The organism is Ruegeria sp. HKCCA5839, assembly GCF_013035585.1.
Taxonomy (GTDB): domain Bacteria; phylum Pseudomonadota; class Alphaproteobacteria; order Rhodobacterales; family Rhodobacteraceae; genus Ruegeria.
In genome coordinates, this window is record NZ_WQIE01000001.1 from 365,862 (window position 1) to 380,348 (window position 14,487).

17 protein-coding genes, 1 tRNA gene and 1 pseudogene are annotated in these 14,487 nt (G+C 55.5%); 9 read left to right on the top strand and 10 right to left on the bottom strand.

The genetic code is table 11. From position 1 onward, the window contains the following. Positions 1–5: 5 nt before the first annotated feature. The gene (locus GOV38_RS01790; protein ID WP_171207413.1) at positions 6–1,232 is read right to left on the bottom strand and encodes an MFS transporter; all 1,227 of its coding nucleotides are present in this window, start codon (positions 1,230–1,232) and stop codon (positions 6–8) included. Between the two features lie 99 nt (positions 1,233–1,331). Between GOV38_RS01790 and GOV38_RS01795 the strand changes: the two genes are divergently transcribed. The 4 genes from GOV38_RS01795 to GOV38_RS01810 are packed head-to-tail and all read left to right on the top strand — an operon-like array spanning position 1,332 to position 3,429. Then, complete coding sequence (locus GOV38_RS01795) at positions 1,332–1,964, top strand: DNA-3-methyladenine glycosylase (protein ID WP_171207414.1); 633 nt, start codon at positions 1,332–1,334, stop codon at positions 1,962–1,964. Then, on the top strand, positions 1,961–2,626 hold the full coding sequence (locus GOV38_RS01800; RefSeq protein WP_171099299.1) for an alpha/beta hydrolase: 666 nt from the start codon (positions 1,961–1,963) through the stop codon (positions 2,624–2,626). Before GOV38_RS01795 ends, GOV38_RS01800 begins: the two co-directional genes overlap by 4 nt. A 3-nt stretch (positions 2,627–2,629) precedes the next feature. After that, positions 2,630–3,133, top strand: coding sequence for a GNAT family N-acetyltransferase (locus tag GOV38_RS01805; RefSeq protein WP_171129632.1), 504 nt, complete (start codon positions 2,630–2,632; stop codon positions 3,131–3,133). Next, positions 3,127–3,429 (top strand): putative quinol monooxygenase, encoded by a 303-nt coding sequence (locus GOV38_RS01810; RefSeq protein WP_171207415.1) that lies wholly within the window; start codon positions 3,127–3,129, stop codon positions 3,427–3,429. The genes GOV38_RS01805 and GOV38_RS01810 overlap by 7 nt, the downstream gene beginning before the upstream one ends. Positions 3,430–3,434: 5 nt before the next feature. On the opposite strand, the gene GOV38_RS01815 is transcribed toward GOV38_RS01810, so the two are convergent. Further along, positions 3,435–3,860: a VOC family protein gene (locus GOV38_RS01815; RefSeq protein WP_171207416.1), complete on the bottom strand. Its 426-nt coding sequence runs from the start codon at positions 3,858–3,860 to the stop codon at positions 3,435–3,437. 32 nt (positions 3,861–3,892) lie between these two features. Further along, the gene (locus tag GOV38_RS01820; RefSeq protein WP_171212973.1) at positions 3,893–4,498 is read right to left on the bottom strand and encodes an rRNA large subunit pseudouridine synthase E; all 606 of its coding nucleotides are present in this window, start codon (positions 4,496–4,498) and stop codon (positions 3,893–3,895) included. Positions 4,499–4,711: 213 nt separating this feature from the next. Here GOV38_RS01820 and GOV38_RS01825 point away from each other — a divergent pair, with 213 nt between their 5' ends. Continuing rightward, positions 4,712–5,299, top strand: coding sequence for an HNH endonuclease (locus tag GOV38_RS01825; RefSeq protein ID WP_171099292.1), 588 nt, complete (start codon positions 4,712–4,714; stop codon positions 5,297–5,299). A gap of 3 nt (positions 5,300–5,302) precedes the next feature. Here GOV38_RS01825 and GOV38_RS01830 read toward each other — a convergent pair whose 3' ends face one another. Beyond that, positions 5,303–5,767 (bottom strand): disulfide bond formation protein B, encoded by a 465-nt coding sequence (locus GOV38_RS01830; protein WP_171207417.1) that lies wholly within the window; start codon positions 5,765–5,767, stop codon positions 5,303–5,305. Continuing rightward, positions 5,764–6,342, bottom strand: a complete 579-nt coding sequence (locus tag GOV38_RS01835) for a YqaA family protein (protein ID WP_171099288.1) — start codon at positions 6,340–6,342, stop codon at positions 5,764–5,766. Before GOV38_RS01835 ends, GOV38_RS01830 begins: the two co-directional genes overlap by 4 nt. A 142-nt stretch (positions 6,343–6,484) precedes the next feature. Between GOV38_RS01835 and GOV38_RS01840 the strand changes: the two genes are divergently transcribed. Beyond that, positions 6,485–6,570 (top strand) — tRNA-Leu (locus GOV38_RS01840). A 113-nt stretch (positions 6,571–6,683) separates the two neighbouring features. On the opposite strand, the gene GOV38_RS01845 is transcribed toward GOV38_RS01840, so the two are convergent. From GOV38_RS01845 to GOV38_RS01865, 5 genes and pseudogenes are all read right to left on the bottom strand, one after another. Next, the gene (locus tag GOV38_RS01845) at positions 6,684–7,412 is read right to left on the bottom strand and encodes a tyrosine-type recombinase/integrase (RefSeq protein WP_217352060.1); all 729 of its coding nucleotides are present in this window, start codon (positions 7,410–7,412) and stop codon (positions 6,684–6,686) included. Between the two features lie 314 nt (positions 7,413–7,726). Next, positions 7,727–7,930, bottom strand: a complete 204-nt coding sequence (locus tag GOV38_RS01850) for a hypothetical protein (RefSeq protein ID WP_171099283.1) — start codon at positions 7,928–7,930, stop codon at positions 7,727–7,729. Positions 7,931–8,026: 96 nt separating this feature from the next. Then, positions 8,027–8,485: a hypothetical protein gene (locus GOV38_RS01855; protein WP_171207419.1), complete on the bottom strand. Its 459-nt coding sequence runs from the start codon at positions 8,483–8,485 to the stop codon at positions 8,027–8,029. Between the two features lie 279 nt (positions 8,486–8,764). Then, positions 8,765–9,873, bottom strand: a pseudogene (locus GOV38_RS01860) (IS3 family transposase). Positions 9,874–10,069: 196 nt separating this feature from the next. Further along, entirely contained in the window at positions 10,070–11,254 is a 1,185-nt protein-coding gene (locus GOV38_RS01865) for a HupE/UreJ family protein (protein ID WP_171099222.1), read from the bottom strand. A 239-nt stretch (positions 11,255–11,493) separates the two neighbouring features. Between GOV38_RS01865 and GOV38_RS01870 the strand changes: the two genes are divergently transcribed. From GOV38_RS01870 to GOV38_RS01880, 3 genes are read left to right on the top strand one after another with little or no spacing between them, the layout of a single operon-like run. Then, on the top strand, positions 11,494–12,657 hold the full coding sequence (locus GOV38_RS01870; RefSeq protein ID WP_171099219.1) for an acyl-CoA dehydrogenase family protein: 1,164 nt from the start codon (positions 11,494–11,496) through the stop codon (positions 12,655–12,657). A 17-nt stretch (positions 12,658–12,674) separates the two neighbouring features. After that, a complete protein-coding gene (locus GOV38_RS01875) occupies positions 12,675–14,267 on the top strand; it encodes an amino acid adenylation domain-containing protein (RefSeq protein WP_171207420.1) in 1,593 nt (530 codons plus the stop codon). Beyond that, entirely contained in the window at positions 14,257–14,487 is a 231-nt protein-coding gene (locus GOV38_RS01880; RefSeq protein WP_171099216.1) for an acyl carrier protein, read from the top strand. The genes GOV38_RS01875 and GOV38_RS01880 overlap by 11 nt, the downstream gene beginning before the upstream one ends.

Here is a 14,487-nt window from a genome sequence, read left to right on the forward strand (position 1 = left end):
AGGCCTCAGGCCGTTTCGGGATCGGCGGGGCGCAGAACCAACCAAAGCAGCGCGCCACCTGCCAGCGTCAGCAACGGGATCATCGCCAGGTTCACGGCTGTCCAGCCTTCGATTGCCGAACCCCCCGAACAGTTCATCAGCCCGCCAGACGCAACCGAAGCAAAGGTGACACCACCAAAGACCAGCAGGTCGTTGAGACCTTGCATCCGGCCGCGTTCCGCCTCGGTATGGCTTTCAGCCAGCATCGCCGTTGCGCCGATAAAGCCAAAGTTCCAGCCGATACCCAAAAGGAAGAGGGCAAGATAGAAATTGCCCAGTTCAACCCCTTGCAAGGCAACAACTCCGGCAGCAGCCAGGATCATCAGGCCAATCGCCACAATCTTTTCAACGCCGAAGCGCGCGATCAGATGGCCGGTGAAAAAGCTGGGAATGAACATGGCCAGCACATGGCCGGTGACAATATCGGCGGCATCGCCCTCGGTATAGCCACAGCCGACCACGGCCAAAGGGGTCGAAGTCATCACAAGGTTCATCAGCGCGTAAGAGACCATGCCACAGATCACCGCCACCGCGATGCGGGGGGTTCTGAGCAGTTCCAACCGGCTGCGACCCTTGGGATGGGTTTCATCCGGGCGTTCGGGTGTTGGGATATCAAGCGCAAAGAACAAGAGCGCTCCAAAGAGGTTCAGCGCAATGACCGCCAGATAGGTGCCCAGAAAGGGGATCACATAGGCCTGAGAGGTTAGTTTGACGATCTGCGGCCCGATGATCGCGGCGGCAAGGCCACCTGCCATGACGTAAGAGATCGCCTTGGGTTTGAAGTCGTCCGACGCCGTGTCGGCAGCTGCAAAGCGATAGAATCCGTGGGCGCTCATATAGACACCGGTCAGCATGCTGCCGGCCAGAAACACAGGAAACGAGCCCAGAAACAGGCCATAGGCACCGATCAAGGCGCCCAATGCGCCAGCCGTGGCGCCGATCAGAAACCCTGCGCGTCGGCCCCAGCGTTGCATGATCGCCGAAATGGGTGTGGCCGACAGCATCGACCCCAGAACAATCAAAGAAATGGGTAGTGTCGCCAGACAGGGATTCGAAGCCAGTGACTGCCCTGCCAGCCCACCGACGATGAACATCATCGGCATCTGTGCACCCAGGATGGCCTGAGCTGCGACCAGCACGGCAACATTGCGTTTGGCCAGTGAATTGTCCGGGGTGGCGGTCGACATTGTCATGGGCCTATGCGTATCGGTGAAACTTCGACGGCACAAGCGGGTTGCATCTGCGGCACATGCGCCTAACGTGCGCGGGACAGCCAGACTGAAGGGGGGCGCATGTCCGTTGGCCGTATCATCGAAACGCCGGACTGCGTGACCGAAGGGGCCGACTGGCTGGCCAGCGCGTGCCCTCGAATGGCCTATGCGATGGAGCAAACAGGGTCGCTGCCTCTGCGCCGCAAGCCTGACGGGTTCGCGCAATTGCTAAGCGCGATTGTCAGCCAGCAGGTCAGCGTGGCCTCGGCCAATGCGATTTGGAAACGCCTGCAAGATGCCAAGCTGACCGGTCCGCGCAAGATCATGTGGGCCAGCGATGGCGACCTGCGGGCAGCGGGACTGAGCCGCCAGAAAATCCGCTATGCCCGCGCGCTGGCTGAGGCGCGGATCGACTATAGAGCGCTACGCGATGCCCCGGACGATGAGGTTGTGGCCATCCTGACCGAGGTGCCGGGTATCGGTGTCTGGACGGCCGAGATCTATGCCATGTTCTCGCTGGGCCGCGCGGATGTCATCGCGCCGGGCGATCTAGCCCTGCAAGAGGCTGCGCGAGTTCTGTACGAACTGCCCAAACGCCCCACGGACAAGGAACTGCGACAGATGGCAGAGGCCTGGTCGCCCTGGCGCTCGGTTGCGGCGCGGGTTTTGTGGGCCTATTACCGGGTGGCAAAGCAAAGAGAAGGGATCAGATGACTCGGGTTTTGAATGCGCTTCGGAAAGAGCCTGTTTCGGGCGACACGCGCTCGGTCGTGGTGTTCGTGCATGGCTATGGCGCGAATGGGGCCGACCTGCTGGGGCTGGCCGATCCGCTGGGCGAACATCTGCCCGATACGCTGTTTGTGGCCCCTGACGCGCCCGAACAGATCCCCGGCATGCCCAACGGATTTCAGTGGTTCCCGATCCCCTGGATTGATGGGTCATCCGAAGAAGAAGCCCGGCGCGGGATGGAAATGGCGGTTGAGGATTTCAACGCTTTCCTCGATGCCCTGATGGTAGACGAAGATGTTCTGCCCGAGCAGGTGGTTCTGTTTGGTTTCAGCCAGGGCACGATGATGAGCCTGCATGTGGCGCCGCGCCGAGAAGATCCGGTGGCGGGCATCGTGGCCTTTTCCGGTCGGCTGCTGGAGCCGGACCTGCTGCCGGATGAAACCGTCAGCCGGATGCCCATTCTGCTGGTGCACGGAGATGCGGATGATGTTGTACCACCCCAATCGCTGCCCGAGGCCGCCGAAGCGCTGCAAGCGGCGGATTTCAAAGAGGTCTATGCCCATGTCATGAAAGGCACAGGCCACGGCATCGCGCCCGATGGGCTGAGCGTGGCGCTGGCCTTCATGCGCGACAAGTTGAGTTTCTGACCCATGATACTTGTCCGCCCGATGATGCGCGAAGATGTGTCGGCTGCATGTCGTATCTTGAACGATATCATCGCTGCGGGCGGTACCACTGCCTTTGAGATCCCATTTTCCGAGGTCTTGTTTGCGCAAAGCTATCTAGAGGGCTCGGATCTGGTGTGCTGCCACGTGGCGCTGGATGACACGGGCGAAGTTGCGGGGTTTCAATGGCTTGGCGTGCACGAGGCGCTGCCCGAAGACTGCGCCGATATCGCCACCTTCACCCGCCGCAACCCGGTTTTGCGCGGGGCTGGTCGGGCGTTGTTCGCCGAGACAACAACACGGGCCAGAGCGCTTGGGTTCAACACTCTGAACGCGACCATTCGGGCGGATAACGTTCTTGGGTTAAGCTATTACGACAAGATGGGGTTCGTTGACTACTCGGTGCGATACGGCGTCAAGCTGCGCGATGGCACGCCGGTCAACAGGATCTCGAAACGGTTTGACCTGAGAAAGGAAGGCCCATGCTGATCGTTACCGGAACTTTCGAGGTGTCTGCCGACAACGTCGAAACTGCGACCCAAGCGGCGCAGACCATGGTTGCGGAAACGGTGAAAGAGCCGGGATGCCTGATCTATGAATTCAGCCAGGTTCTGGGCCATGCCAACCTGTTTCGGGTCTATGAAGAATGGGAAGATCAGGCCGCGCTTGAGGCGCATTTTGCAACCCCTCATATGGCAGAGTTTGGTCGGGTGCTTGGCGAAATCGGTGTTGTTTCCAGCGAAATCTACCGGGTGGTTGGTGGAGAAAAGCAGCCGCTACGCTGATCAGACTACGACCACAGATGCGGTTCGGCAAACTCGACCGAATTTCCTGCAGGGTCTCGCACATACAAAGATCGCGCGCCATTTGGCCAGTCAAACTCGGCATCAACAGGGATGTTCCAGTCCAAAAGATGTTTACGCATGACGGCGATTTCGTCTCGGGTCAGCACCAAACAGACGTGACCGGAGCCGCGCGCGCCATGTGGCGGCACAGGCAGGTCGGGGTTGAGTGGTGGGTGTTCGGTTTGCGCGGGGTTGAACACTAACAAAACCGATCCGCCGACACGGTAAAACACGTGCCGGTCCTTGACCCGCTGGATCTGTTCCAGTCCCAGAATCTCTCCATAAAATCGTTCCGCAGCATCCAGATCCGATGCATAGAGCGCTGCTTCCAAGATCGCCGATGGGGTGGGTATGTCCAGTGACACTTTCATGGCTCAAGCCTAGCAGACAAGGCCCGCAATTGTCACCGACGCGCGCGGCGGTCGCGTTTGCTCTGGGGGGCCGCGTTCAGCGACGGCATCGGCAGGCTGTCCCACGACCCGGGTGCGAGGTCGTCCAATGTCCAGTCGCCAATGCGATACCGGATCAGGCGCAGGGTAGGCAGGCCAACCGCGGCGGTCATACGACGCACCTGTCGGTTCTTGCCCTCACGGATGGTCAGTTCGATCCAGCTGTCGGGCACGGTTTTGCGTTCTCGGATCGGCGGAGTGCGCGGCCAAATCCCGTCGGGTTCGTCGATCTGACGCACTTTGGCCGGGCGGGTCACGCCATCCTTCAACTCGACCCCGTCGCGCAGTGCCTTCAGTGCCGCCGGATCAGGGAGGCCTTCGACCTGCACCCAATAGGTTTTGGCCATCTTGTGTTTGGGGGCCGAAATCTGCGCTTGCAGCCTGCCATTGTCTGTCAGCAGCATCAGCCCTTCACTGTCGCGATCCAGCCGTCCTGCCGGATAGACACCCGGTACATCGATATAGTCCGACAACGTTCTGCGCGGGCTATCCGCGTTGGCCCGGTCGGTAAACTGGGGCAAAACGTCAAAGGGTTTGTTAAAGCGAATGAACCACGACATGTGCTTGGCAATAGCTTGCAAGCCAGCACCGTGCAACCTGTGGATAACTGTCATCAGCCTGTTACCGATTCGGCTTAACCAGTCTGCGACATATTGTGGAAAATCAGGACTTGTCAGAGTTTTAACACGATATATAGTCATCATAAGACCGGAGCGGGTGCTCTCCGCTCTGGCGTCACAAACGGGCAGCTGAGAGCGAGGAGCGATTCTGTGATGGACGGAGATTTCAGGACCGAATTTGTCAGAGAGCCGGGGATGCTCAAACAGCATCCGGCGCTGGTGCTGAATGCCGATTATCGCCCTTTGTCTTACTACCCGCTGTCGCTCTGGCCCTGGCAAGAGGCCATCAAAGCCGCCTGGCTGGACAGGGTGGATATCGTGGCCGAGTATGACGAGGTTGTCCGCAGTCCCAGCACCGAGATCCGAATACCCTCGGTTGTTGTTTTGAAGGACTATGTGAAACCCAGAAAGCGCGTGGCCTTCACGCGCTTTAATTTATTCCTGCGTGACGAATTCAAATGCCAATATTGCGGCAGCCGGGACAATCTGACCTTTGACCATGTGGTGCCGCGCGCGGCTGGTGGTGTGACCAGTTGGCAAAACGTTGTTGCCGCCTGCAGCCCCTGTAACCTGCGCAAAGGGTCGAAGTCGCTGCGCCAGGCCGGGATGTCGCTGACCAAACCTCCGCGTCAACCGGACGCCGAGGCGCTGCGCAATATCGGGCGCAAGTTCCCGCCAAACCATCTGCACGACAGCTGGATCGACTTTCTCTATTGGGATGCGGAACTGGACGAGCAATAAGGCTCAGCGCAACCGCCAGGCGGCAAGCCACAGCAGGACCAGCCCGGCGGACAGAAGCGCGTTCCATCCGGCCATCGACAGGCCCAGCATCTCCCACGCGATTTCATCGCAGCGGACGACGGGCGCATTCATGATCTGATCCAGCAGTTCCTCGGGCGAAAGTCCCGAGATGCTGCCAGAAGTGCAGGTGGAGGGGCCTTCCCACAGGCCCTTTTCAACACCAGCGTGAAAGATCCCGATCCCGGCGGTTGTGGCAGCGGCCAGTGCGCCCAGCAAGGGCAGGGGGCGGATCCCAGGAAAAGCAAAGGCCAGAACACCGATCAGAATCGCTGCACCATGCGGGAACCGTTGCCAGATGCACATCTTGCACGGGGCAAGACTACCCAGATACTGAAAGCCCAATGCTCCCAACAGCAACGCCGCTGATCCGGCTGTCGCGAGTGCGATCAGAGTCTTGCGCGCGGTCATAGCAGTTTCACCGCCGCAAACCCGCCGATCAGCAGCAAGATGAACAGGGTGAACATCAGACCCAGACGTTTTTCGATGAAATCCCGGATCGGTTCACCGTATTTCCAAAGCAGCCCGGCGACGATGAAAAACCGCAAGGCGCGCGCCAGGATCGAGGTGGCGATGAACGTGCCCAGAGGCATCCCGGTCCATCCCGACATGATCGTGATCACTTTGTACGGGAAAGGCGTGACGCCCGCAGTCAGAACCGCCCAAAAGCCGAAATCGTTGAACCGCGTGTTGAACTCGGCCATGGCATCCGCTTTGCCCATCGCTTCAAGAATAGGCTGTCCGATGCTGTCGTAGAAAAACGCACCGATTGCATAGCCCAACAAGCCGCCCAGTACTGAGGCGACCAGTGCCACAGTCGCGATCAGCCAGGCCCGAGACGGGCGCGCCAGGATCATCGGGATCATCAGGACATCGGGCGGAATGGGAAAGAAAGAGCTTTCGATAAAGGCCACAATCGCCAGCGCCCACAAGGCGTGCGGGTGGTCGGCCAGTCGAATGGTCCAGTCATAAAGTGATTTCAGCATCCGCGCCAAATCCCGTTTCAAATCCGGGAAAGCCAAATCACGAGGCCACGCAGGCGTCAACCATTGGTTGGCTCAAGATTTTGATTTGAGCGCTTTTTGCCTCTGGACCTTCCCGATCCTTGGCGCTAATCCACTGTGAGTGGCCCAAGTGGCGGAATGGTAGACGCAGGGGATTCAAAATCCCCCGCCTTCACGGGCGTGAGAGTTCGAGTCTCTCCTTGGGCACCATAGTAAAAACAGTGGGTTAGGGAATCCGGCCTGCTGTTGTTTCTTTTGAAGAACTACCTTTACTCACACAGCTTACTCACACTTTCACGTTCTGGTCTTGTTCTGTTCTCGCATCAGATTCGAAGGGTGTGAGCGGCTTTTGACAACCTGCGGCGATCAGCCTTTTTACGGTAGTACGCGACCATTTCCGCGCTCTGATTGGTGACGGCCTGAATTTGGGCGTCTGAACAACCTGCTTCGGCCAACCGGACGATCGCCAGTTTTCTTAATCCGTGTAGCACGTAAGGCTTAGCCTCTGGGCCTAGATCCTTGCGCCAGGCACGGAACGCCTTTTCAACGGCATTGTATCCCAAGGGCTCGCTCAGGTTCTTTGCCAGCACGTGTTTGCCTGCCCTTGGCAGAGTCGCGATGTAATCGCGCAGATCCTCAGGGCAAAACACCTCCAATAGCTCGTCTGACTTTTCGTCCAGAACGACCATCCATTCACCACGAAATTGATCCCGCTCCATTTTGATAGCTGCGTTGGGGCGTTGCCCGGTGCCAAGGATCAATTCGGCAGCGGTTCTAACGGTTGTCGGCGCATCGGCTAGTTTGTTGACCATCCAATCCGGCCATGGTTCGAACTCGCGCTGTTTACCAAAATGGTCGATGCCAACAGAAGGGTTCGAGCCGAGCGGCCAATCAAGTTTATTGACGGCGTAGTTCCACAATAAGCTTACGGTCTGGAGACGCTTGTCGGCTTTTCTCGGGGTGTCTGCCAACGCATCGTGTACTTTCCGTAGTCCTTGCTTAGTAGTGCGCCTAACGTCCTTGCCGGAGTTATTCTCAAGCAGATCGTCCATTGCGCGGCGGTAAGACCGTTTCGTGCCGTCACTAAGCTTCGATTGTATGCGTGGGTCTTTGCGCCAGGTTTCGACCAGTGTTTGCCAAGTGTACTTCTCCGGTCTTTTCTGCTTCTCGTGGCACCCGGATTGACAGGCCCAATATAGCGCATCCAGTTCTTGTGGATCACCCAACCATTTTAGGAGAATTGTTCGCTGTCTCGATTTGCCGCCTTCGGTCCATGTGATGCGGTAGTATGGTTCCCACGCTTGCTTCGACCTGTTCCACTTCCAGACGAGACGAGGTTTTACAATCCGAGGCTTTGGTGGGCGCATTATACCTCCATGTCATCTTGGGGCCTGGCGGCGTCTCCGTTCAAGATCGCGCGCAAGTCTCTAACGTTCCAGCGCTCAATATCTCCAGCCAGCTTCATCGGCGGTGGCAGGGCTCCAGCATTAACTAGGCTGCGGAATTCTTTGGCAGTCATGTCCAGCAGATTAGCTGCAGTTCGTTCTTTGGCAAGCAATGGCAAACTCATTGCCGATCTCCGAGGTTGCGAAGAAGTGCGTTTCCACTAGGCAAGCAAGAAAAAACTTTGAATAGGGATCGTGACCGTTGCATTCAGCGCCCCCTTTCAATTGATGTACTTGGGTGGCGGTAAGTGTGCGTATACCGGCGGAGCTGGGCGCAAATAACTAAACAGCCGATTGAAGTCCACTAGCCCGCGTGTTTGCATCAAGTAGAAGTTGTGCAAAGTATTTTGGAAGAAATGTGTAATGGCCAGCGCGTCAATGTAGTTGCCTTGGCTAACATCGGCGTTTCCGCCTTCTTGCCCGCGTGTCAGCCTGAAGAGTTTCTCCATTTCGAGAAAGGATCGGTTCACAAGTTCCGGATTGAGAAGAAAGGGAAATCTTCGTAGGACATTCAGCCTCGCGAGAGCAAATTCGAGTATCAGTTCGTTTTCGAGTGGCACGATACCAGATTTGTTTGCGAGTAGGGTGCGCGCGTCGGCGAACGCGTAGCAAAGGTTATTAAGATCAAGGCAGAATTCTCTCGGGCTGTCCCATTCGGTGTATTCGCTACTGTTGAACATTTCGAGCCACATCCTGGTGCTCTCTGCTAGCTTTCGGTCTGATTTCGGTAACGCTTTCTCTGAATAATATAGCATCTGCTCACCCTTTAGATTGTTGGTCTGGCCGAATCATTCGCAGAAGAAAATTTGGAGAAAAACAGAAAAGTTTGAGGGGGTTTCTCGAAGGTTAGCCGAGGTCTCGGGATGCGTTCTCGGAAAGATCTTAGAGGTGTTCAGCGAGTTATTTGCTAACGAAACGGCGCATAAGCTATGACCTGCTCCCCTTGGAGTCCGCGTTTCTTAGTTAGCTCTGTTCAGTGTTTGGTCCTCTCTTGAGCGTTGGTGATACTCCCACGGTGTGAGCCCGTCGAGGCTCGAGTGTGGGCGGTGGTGATTGTAGTCGGCGCGCCATGCCCCAATTGTGCGGCAGGCATGGCGCAATGACGGGAACAGGTGTTCGTTGAGGCATTCCTCGCGCATCCGGCCGTTGAAGCTCTCGACCAGACCGTTTTGCATGGGTTTGCCTGGTGCGATGTAGTGCCAATCGACTTTGCGCTCCTCTTGCCACTTGAGCATCGCGTTACTGGTCAGTTCGGTCCCGTTGTCGCTGACGACGAGGCAGGGGTAACCGCGCAGCTGGGCGATCCGATCCAGCTCACGGGCTACACGCGCACCGCCGATAGATGTATCCACGACGGCGGCCAAGCATTCCCGGCTGAAGTCATCGATGACGTTCAGCACGCAGAACCGACGGCCATCATCCAGTGCGTCCGACATTCAGTCGAGCGACCACCTTTGGTTCGGGCCTTGCGGGATCGCCATGGGCGTCCTGGCGCCGACTGCGCGCTTGCGTCCGCCCCGTTTACGAACGGTTAACCCTTCTTCGCGGTAGAGCCGGTAGAGCTTCTTCCAGTTCACTTCCCAGCCTTCCCGCTTCAGCAGGATGTGCGGCCGCCGGTAGCCGAACCGCCGCCTTTCGGACGCCAGTTCCTTCATCCGGGTGCGCAGTTCCGTGTCGGCAGGGCGCTTCGACCTGCGCCGATACACGCGCGGATCGATCCCGGCCAGCGAACAGGCACGGCGCTGATTGTAACCCTTAGTCTTCATCGCCCAGTTCACAGCATTCCTCCTCGAACCAGGCTTCAGAAGTTTTTTCCGAGCATTTCTTTCAGCGTCGCCACGTCCATCATCTGCTCGGCCAGCAACTTCTTCAGTTTGGCGTTCTCAGACTCCAGCGTCTTCAAACGCCGCGCATCTGACACCTCCATGCCGCCATACTTCGACCGCCACTTGTAGAACGTCGCATCGCTGATCCCATGTTTGCGGCAGAGCTCCTTCGCACCCAGCCCGGCCTGGTGCTCCTTCAGGATGCCAATGATCTGCTCTTCGCTAAAACGGCTTCTCTTCATCGTCTGTCTCCTCAGTTGGAGAACAGGCTAACCTTAAATCGAGGACTTTTCAGGGGAGCAGGTCAGCTAAACACTGCGAAGTTTAGCCAAAGCGGGGTGCTCCGAAGGCTGGTTATTTTGACACAATTTGTCGGAGTCCCGTTAGGATCGAACATTAAAAGCTCTGGTTGCCACTCGATGGTGATACTTGTTTTTCTTAACCCAGCCGTTCAGCGATGCGTCCAAAGCCTGCGATGAGTTCTGGAGTAGATTCTGATACCCAGTACAGCGCCACAGCAATCAGAATTATTGAACCGAACTTGAGAACCAAAGGCTGATAGAGGTTCCAGCGCCGCATCACGAAGAGGATGGGCAAAACGATTGCAGCGATCACTACCTGTCCGATTTCAATCCCTATGTTGAACCCTAAAAGCGTCAGAAATTTGTGCTGGGGATCAAAGCCCAAGGGCTTGAGTATATCTGCAAACGCAAAACCATGTACGAGGCCGAACACGAGAACGACCACCCAAATTCGGCGTTGGAATATAGGATAAATGTTGTCCAACGCCACGACGGCGATTGAAAGTGGGATCAAGAATGCGATAAGGCCGGGTGGCAGGCTAACAATGCCAAGCGCGGCCATTGTGAGGGTAAGTGAGTTCGAGACTGTAAACAAAGTAATATTTTTTAACACGCGCCAAAAAGCTGTCTCGAACGACTCGGCCGGAGACCACTTAGGCATTCTCAGCGACAATACTGCGGGAAGCAGCAAGGCTGTGAGAAACACTATGTGATCATAACCGGTCCAGATGTGCCAAACGCCGTAAATGATGAAATCCAAAAATACCTTGAAGCCGCTTTGTCCAACCAAGCTGAGTTCTTGCAACCCGGCAGTTGGTTTGAAAACCAAGGACGTAAATGACTCGTTGTGGGTTATACCGGTTCGTTCATTGGCTTCGATAACGGCGAAGGTTGTGTGTGTCGGATCGATATAGTCGAACAGATATACAAAATTCATCATCAACGATTCAGGCACGTCAACAAGCGTCGGAACATCAAAGTTGAGTTGCCCATAGGTTGCAAAACCCGCACCCAAAAAGCCGACATCAGCGAAAACAGGCTTGTGGAGTTCGTCACCAACCTGGAGTGTTAGCCCCGCGCTAAGTTGTTGAAAAACCTCTTCGGCGCGAGCGCGGAATTCTTCTTCGGTAATGTCGCCGTTTTGATCTGCGTCCAGATCCACGGTTCGTGCTGCATCTTCCAGCGTCACTTCGAAACGACCCGAGAGACTAGTGTCCTTTACATCGAAGAAAACGTACGACTGGTTTAGCTCGTGCCCCTCGACGGAAACGGGCAACGAAAATAGCAGCAGAAACAGGTACGATTTAAGAAGATTTAACACGATACACCACCTTTGACTTGCAACGTTGTACGTCGAAAACACAAAACCGTATCACTTTATGTAAAAGAATATCGTTTTGATACCCAGATTTGAAGAATGGCAGAGCACTTCAGGTAATTGGGGCGAAAGATGCAACAAACCGGCTCGTAAATTAAATTTTGAACCAAACTCACCGGAGAATCGTAATAGAACAGTAACGGTTAAAGCCCGCGTGTGTGTTTTGGGCTTGGAGTATGGTTATGGAATATCGCGCGCCTGATACGGCTTCATTGCACGCCACGATACCGCAATACATAGGTGAATTTGCGCGCAAGCACCTTGGTGGCAGCGCTGTTGAGCGAGATCATGAGGGTGGCGAAAACCTTCAAGCGTTTCGCGAACAATGGCAGACAGCTGCGAAATCTGGGATCTTAGGACAAAACCACCCGGAACGTTTTGGTGGTCAGTCTGTATCGGCCGAAACACTCGCCCAATCATTGGAAGCACTCGGATACGCATGTCCAGACACCGGCCTGTGCCTTGGTATGTCCGGGCAGATAGTGGCATTCCAGAAACCTATCCTGGAGTTTGGCACAGACGACCAAAAGTACGCTTTGTTGCCGGGTTTGATTTCTGGGTCGCTTTTGGGTTCGGTGTGTATCACGGAACCAGACGCAGGATCAGATGCCGCGTCGATGAAAACCCAAGCTGTTGCCGATGGTGATGGGTTCATAATTTCGGGGATCAAGAGCTTTGTAGGAAATGCCCCTGTAGCTGACAGTTTTTTGATTTTCGCAAAAACCCACCCTGAACGCGGATCATGGGGGGTGTCTGCTTTTCTGGCCCGGGCGGACCAGCCTGGAATTTCGGTCTCAAAATCTATTGAGAAAATGGGGCTGCGGTCTTTGCCGATGGGAAATGTAGAGCTTGATGGACTTCGGGTTATGAATTCGTCGATGTTGGGCGGCCTCGGCTCTGGAATGGCGATCTTGCGCCGAACCCTTGAGTGGGAGCGCGGGTTGATATTTGCATCCTCGGTTGGCGCGATGCGGCGACAACTCGAGGAAGCCACGGAATTTGCCAGAAACCGCGAGCAGTTCGGGAAGCCGATCACCGAGTTCCAATCTGTTTCAAATCGGCTCGCCGATATGCGCGTGCGCTACGAAACATCTCGTCTTGTCTTGCTTGAAGCTGCCCGGGCACTCGAGGCTGGCCAGAGCGCGAGCATGATATCCTCGATCTCTAAGCTGCACTTGTCTGAGGCGTGCTATGAGACAGCATTAGACTATCTTCGGATTACGGGCGGGGTTGGTTATTTGAAAGGCCATGAAGCTGAACGTGCCCTAAGAGATATGGTCGGTGGCCTGATTTACTCGGGTACCTCAGACATCCAGCGGAATATAATTGCGGATTTGTTGCCTTGAGAACTGCTCGACCAAATATGATGGCGTTTCTTGATGACACACTGGGCGCTCATGCAGTTGTACAGCCCGAGAAGCCAGCGTTTATCTTCAAAGACAAAACACTTTCTTTCGCCGAACTGCATGACCATTCCGACGCGCTTGCCGCGCAGCTTCGGGCGTTGGGTCTAGAGCGCGGCGCAAGAATTGGAGTTTTCTTTTATCGCAGCTTAGAGGTTCCGGTTGCGGTTTTCGGCAGCCTGAAAGCGGCGACAACGTTTGTTCCGCTCGACCCGCACGCGCCAACGGAGAGGTTGGCCCATATTGTCAATTCGACCGATATGTCGGCGATCATCACAAGCGATGTCCTTGCCACAAAAGCGGAAGAGATTATCCAAAAGTCCGGTGTGGACTGTCTGGTTTTGGGGCCAACCGAAGCTGCAGACACTTGTAAAAAAACGATCAGTTGGAGTGAATTGGTCGCTGGATCCCAACGCTACGTTACGCCAGATCGAGTGGATACTGATCTTGCTTACATAATTTTTACGTCCGGCTCGACGGGTGAACCAAAGGGTATCATGCACTCGCACAGAACAGCACTTGGTTATTTGGACACGTTGCTTGAACGCATTGATATCGGTCGCGACGACGTTATGTGCGCGTTGTCTCCGTTGATTTTTGACATGTCGTTGAATGAATATTTTGGTGGTCCGGTTTGCGGAGCGAGCGTGGTCATTGCGGCTGATGGGCAAGTCAAGCTGCCTGCCTCACTGGGACCACTGTTTGAAAAGCATGGCGTCAGCATTTATTGTTCCGTGCCTTCGTTGCTTGTCAGTTTTCTTGAGCGCGGGTCCCCGGAAAACGCGGATCTTTCTGCGATACGTTGGGTGTTGACTGGCGGGGAACCTTTGGCGGCCAAACACTTGCGCAGCGCGCTCGATGCGATGCCGAATGCACAGTATGGCAACCTGTATGGACCCACTGAAACAAATTCGTGTTCGGTTGAAGTCATTACGCGAGAAAACTCGGATAATATTTCCTCTATCCCGATTGGACGGATGGGGCGGAACTCGCGCGCGTTGATCATTGACGAAAACGATGTTTCCGTCCCAGTGGGTGAAACAGGAGAGTTGTGTGTGCAAGCCGCGTCCGTGATGATGGGGTATTGGGGCAAGACTGAAAGTAAGGATATCGTTTTCCTCGAGCGCTATGGCCCCGGAGGCGTAAAGGAAACATATTATCGAACCGGTGATCAGGTCCGCATAAACGAAAGCGGAACTCTGTACTATTTGGGACGAACGGACCGACTTGTGAAAATACGTGGATATCGTGTTGAGCTTGACGAGGTGGAAGCGGCTTTGAACGCACAAGACGATGTGGCTGAGGCTGCGGCGATTAGTTTCTGCACAGCTGACAACACGCTGACAATTGGCGCGGCGGTCTTGTTGTCACCGGGGTCCGAAACATGTGCCGATGATCTGCACAGGGCGATGTCTGACGTGCTGCCATCCTACGCGAGACCGTCGCTGATTGAAATCTTGCCCGAGCTGCCAAGAACCGCTTCTCAAAAAATTTCCAGGCGCGGCCTGGAAGAGATTTTCCAAAACCATCAAGGCTTCAACAATGCACAGTAAAATTCGTGAAATCCTGACAGTCTCGGCGGGCATCAAACATGCGTTTCAGGATGATGAAGACGTTCTGGAAACTGGCGCGATTGACAGTATGTCAGCCGTAAGGGCCATCGCTGCGCTTGAGGAAGCTTTTGAGGTCAAGATACCTGCTGTCGAGGTGACCTATGAGAACTTTCAATCCGTAAACGCTATTGCGAATTACCTCAAAGGATTGATTGATTAG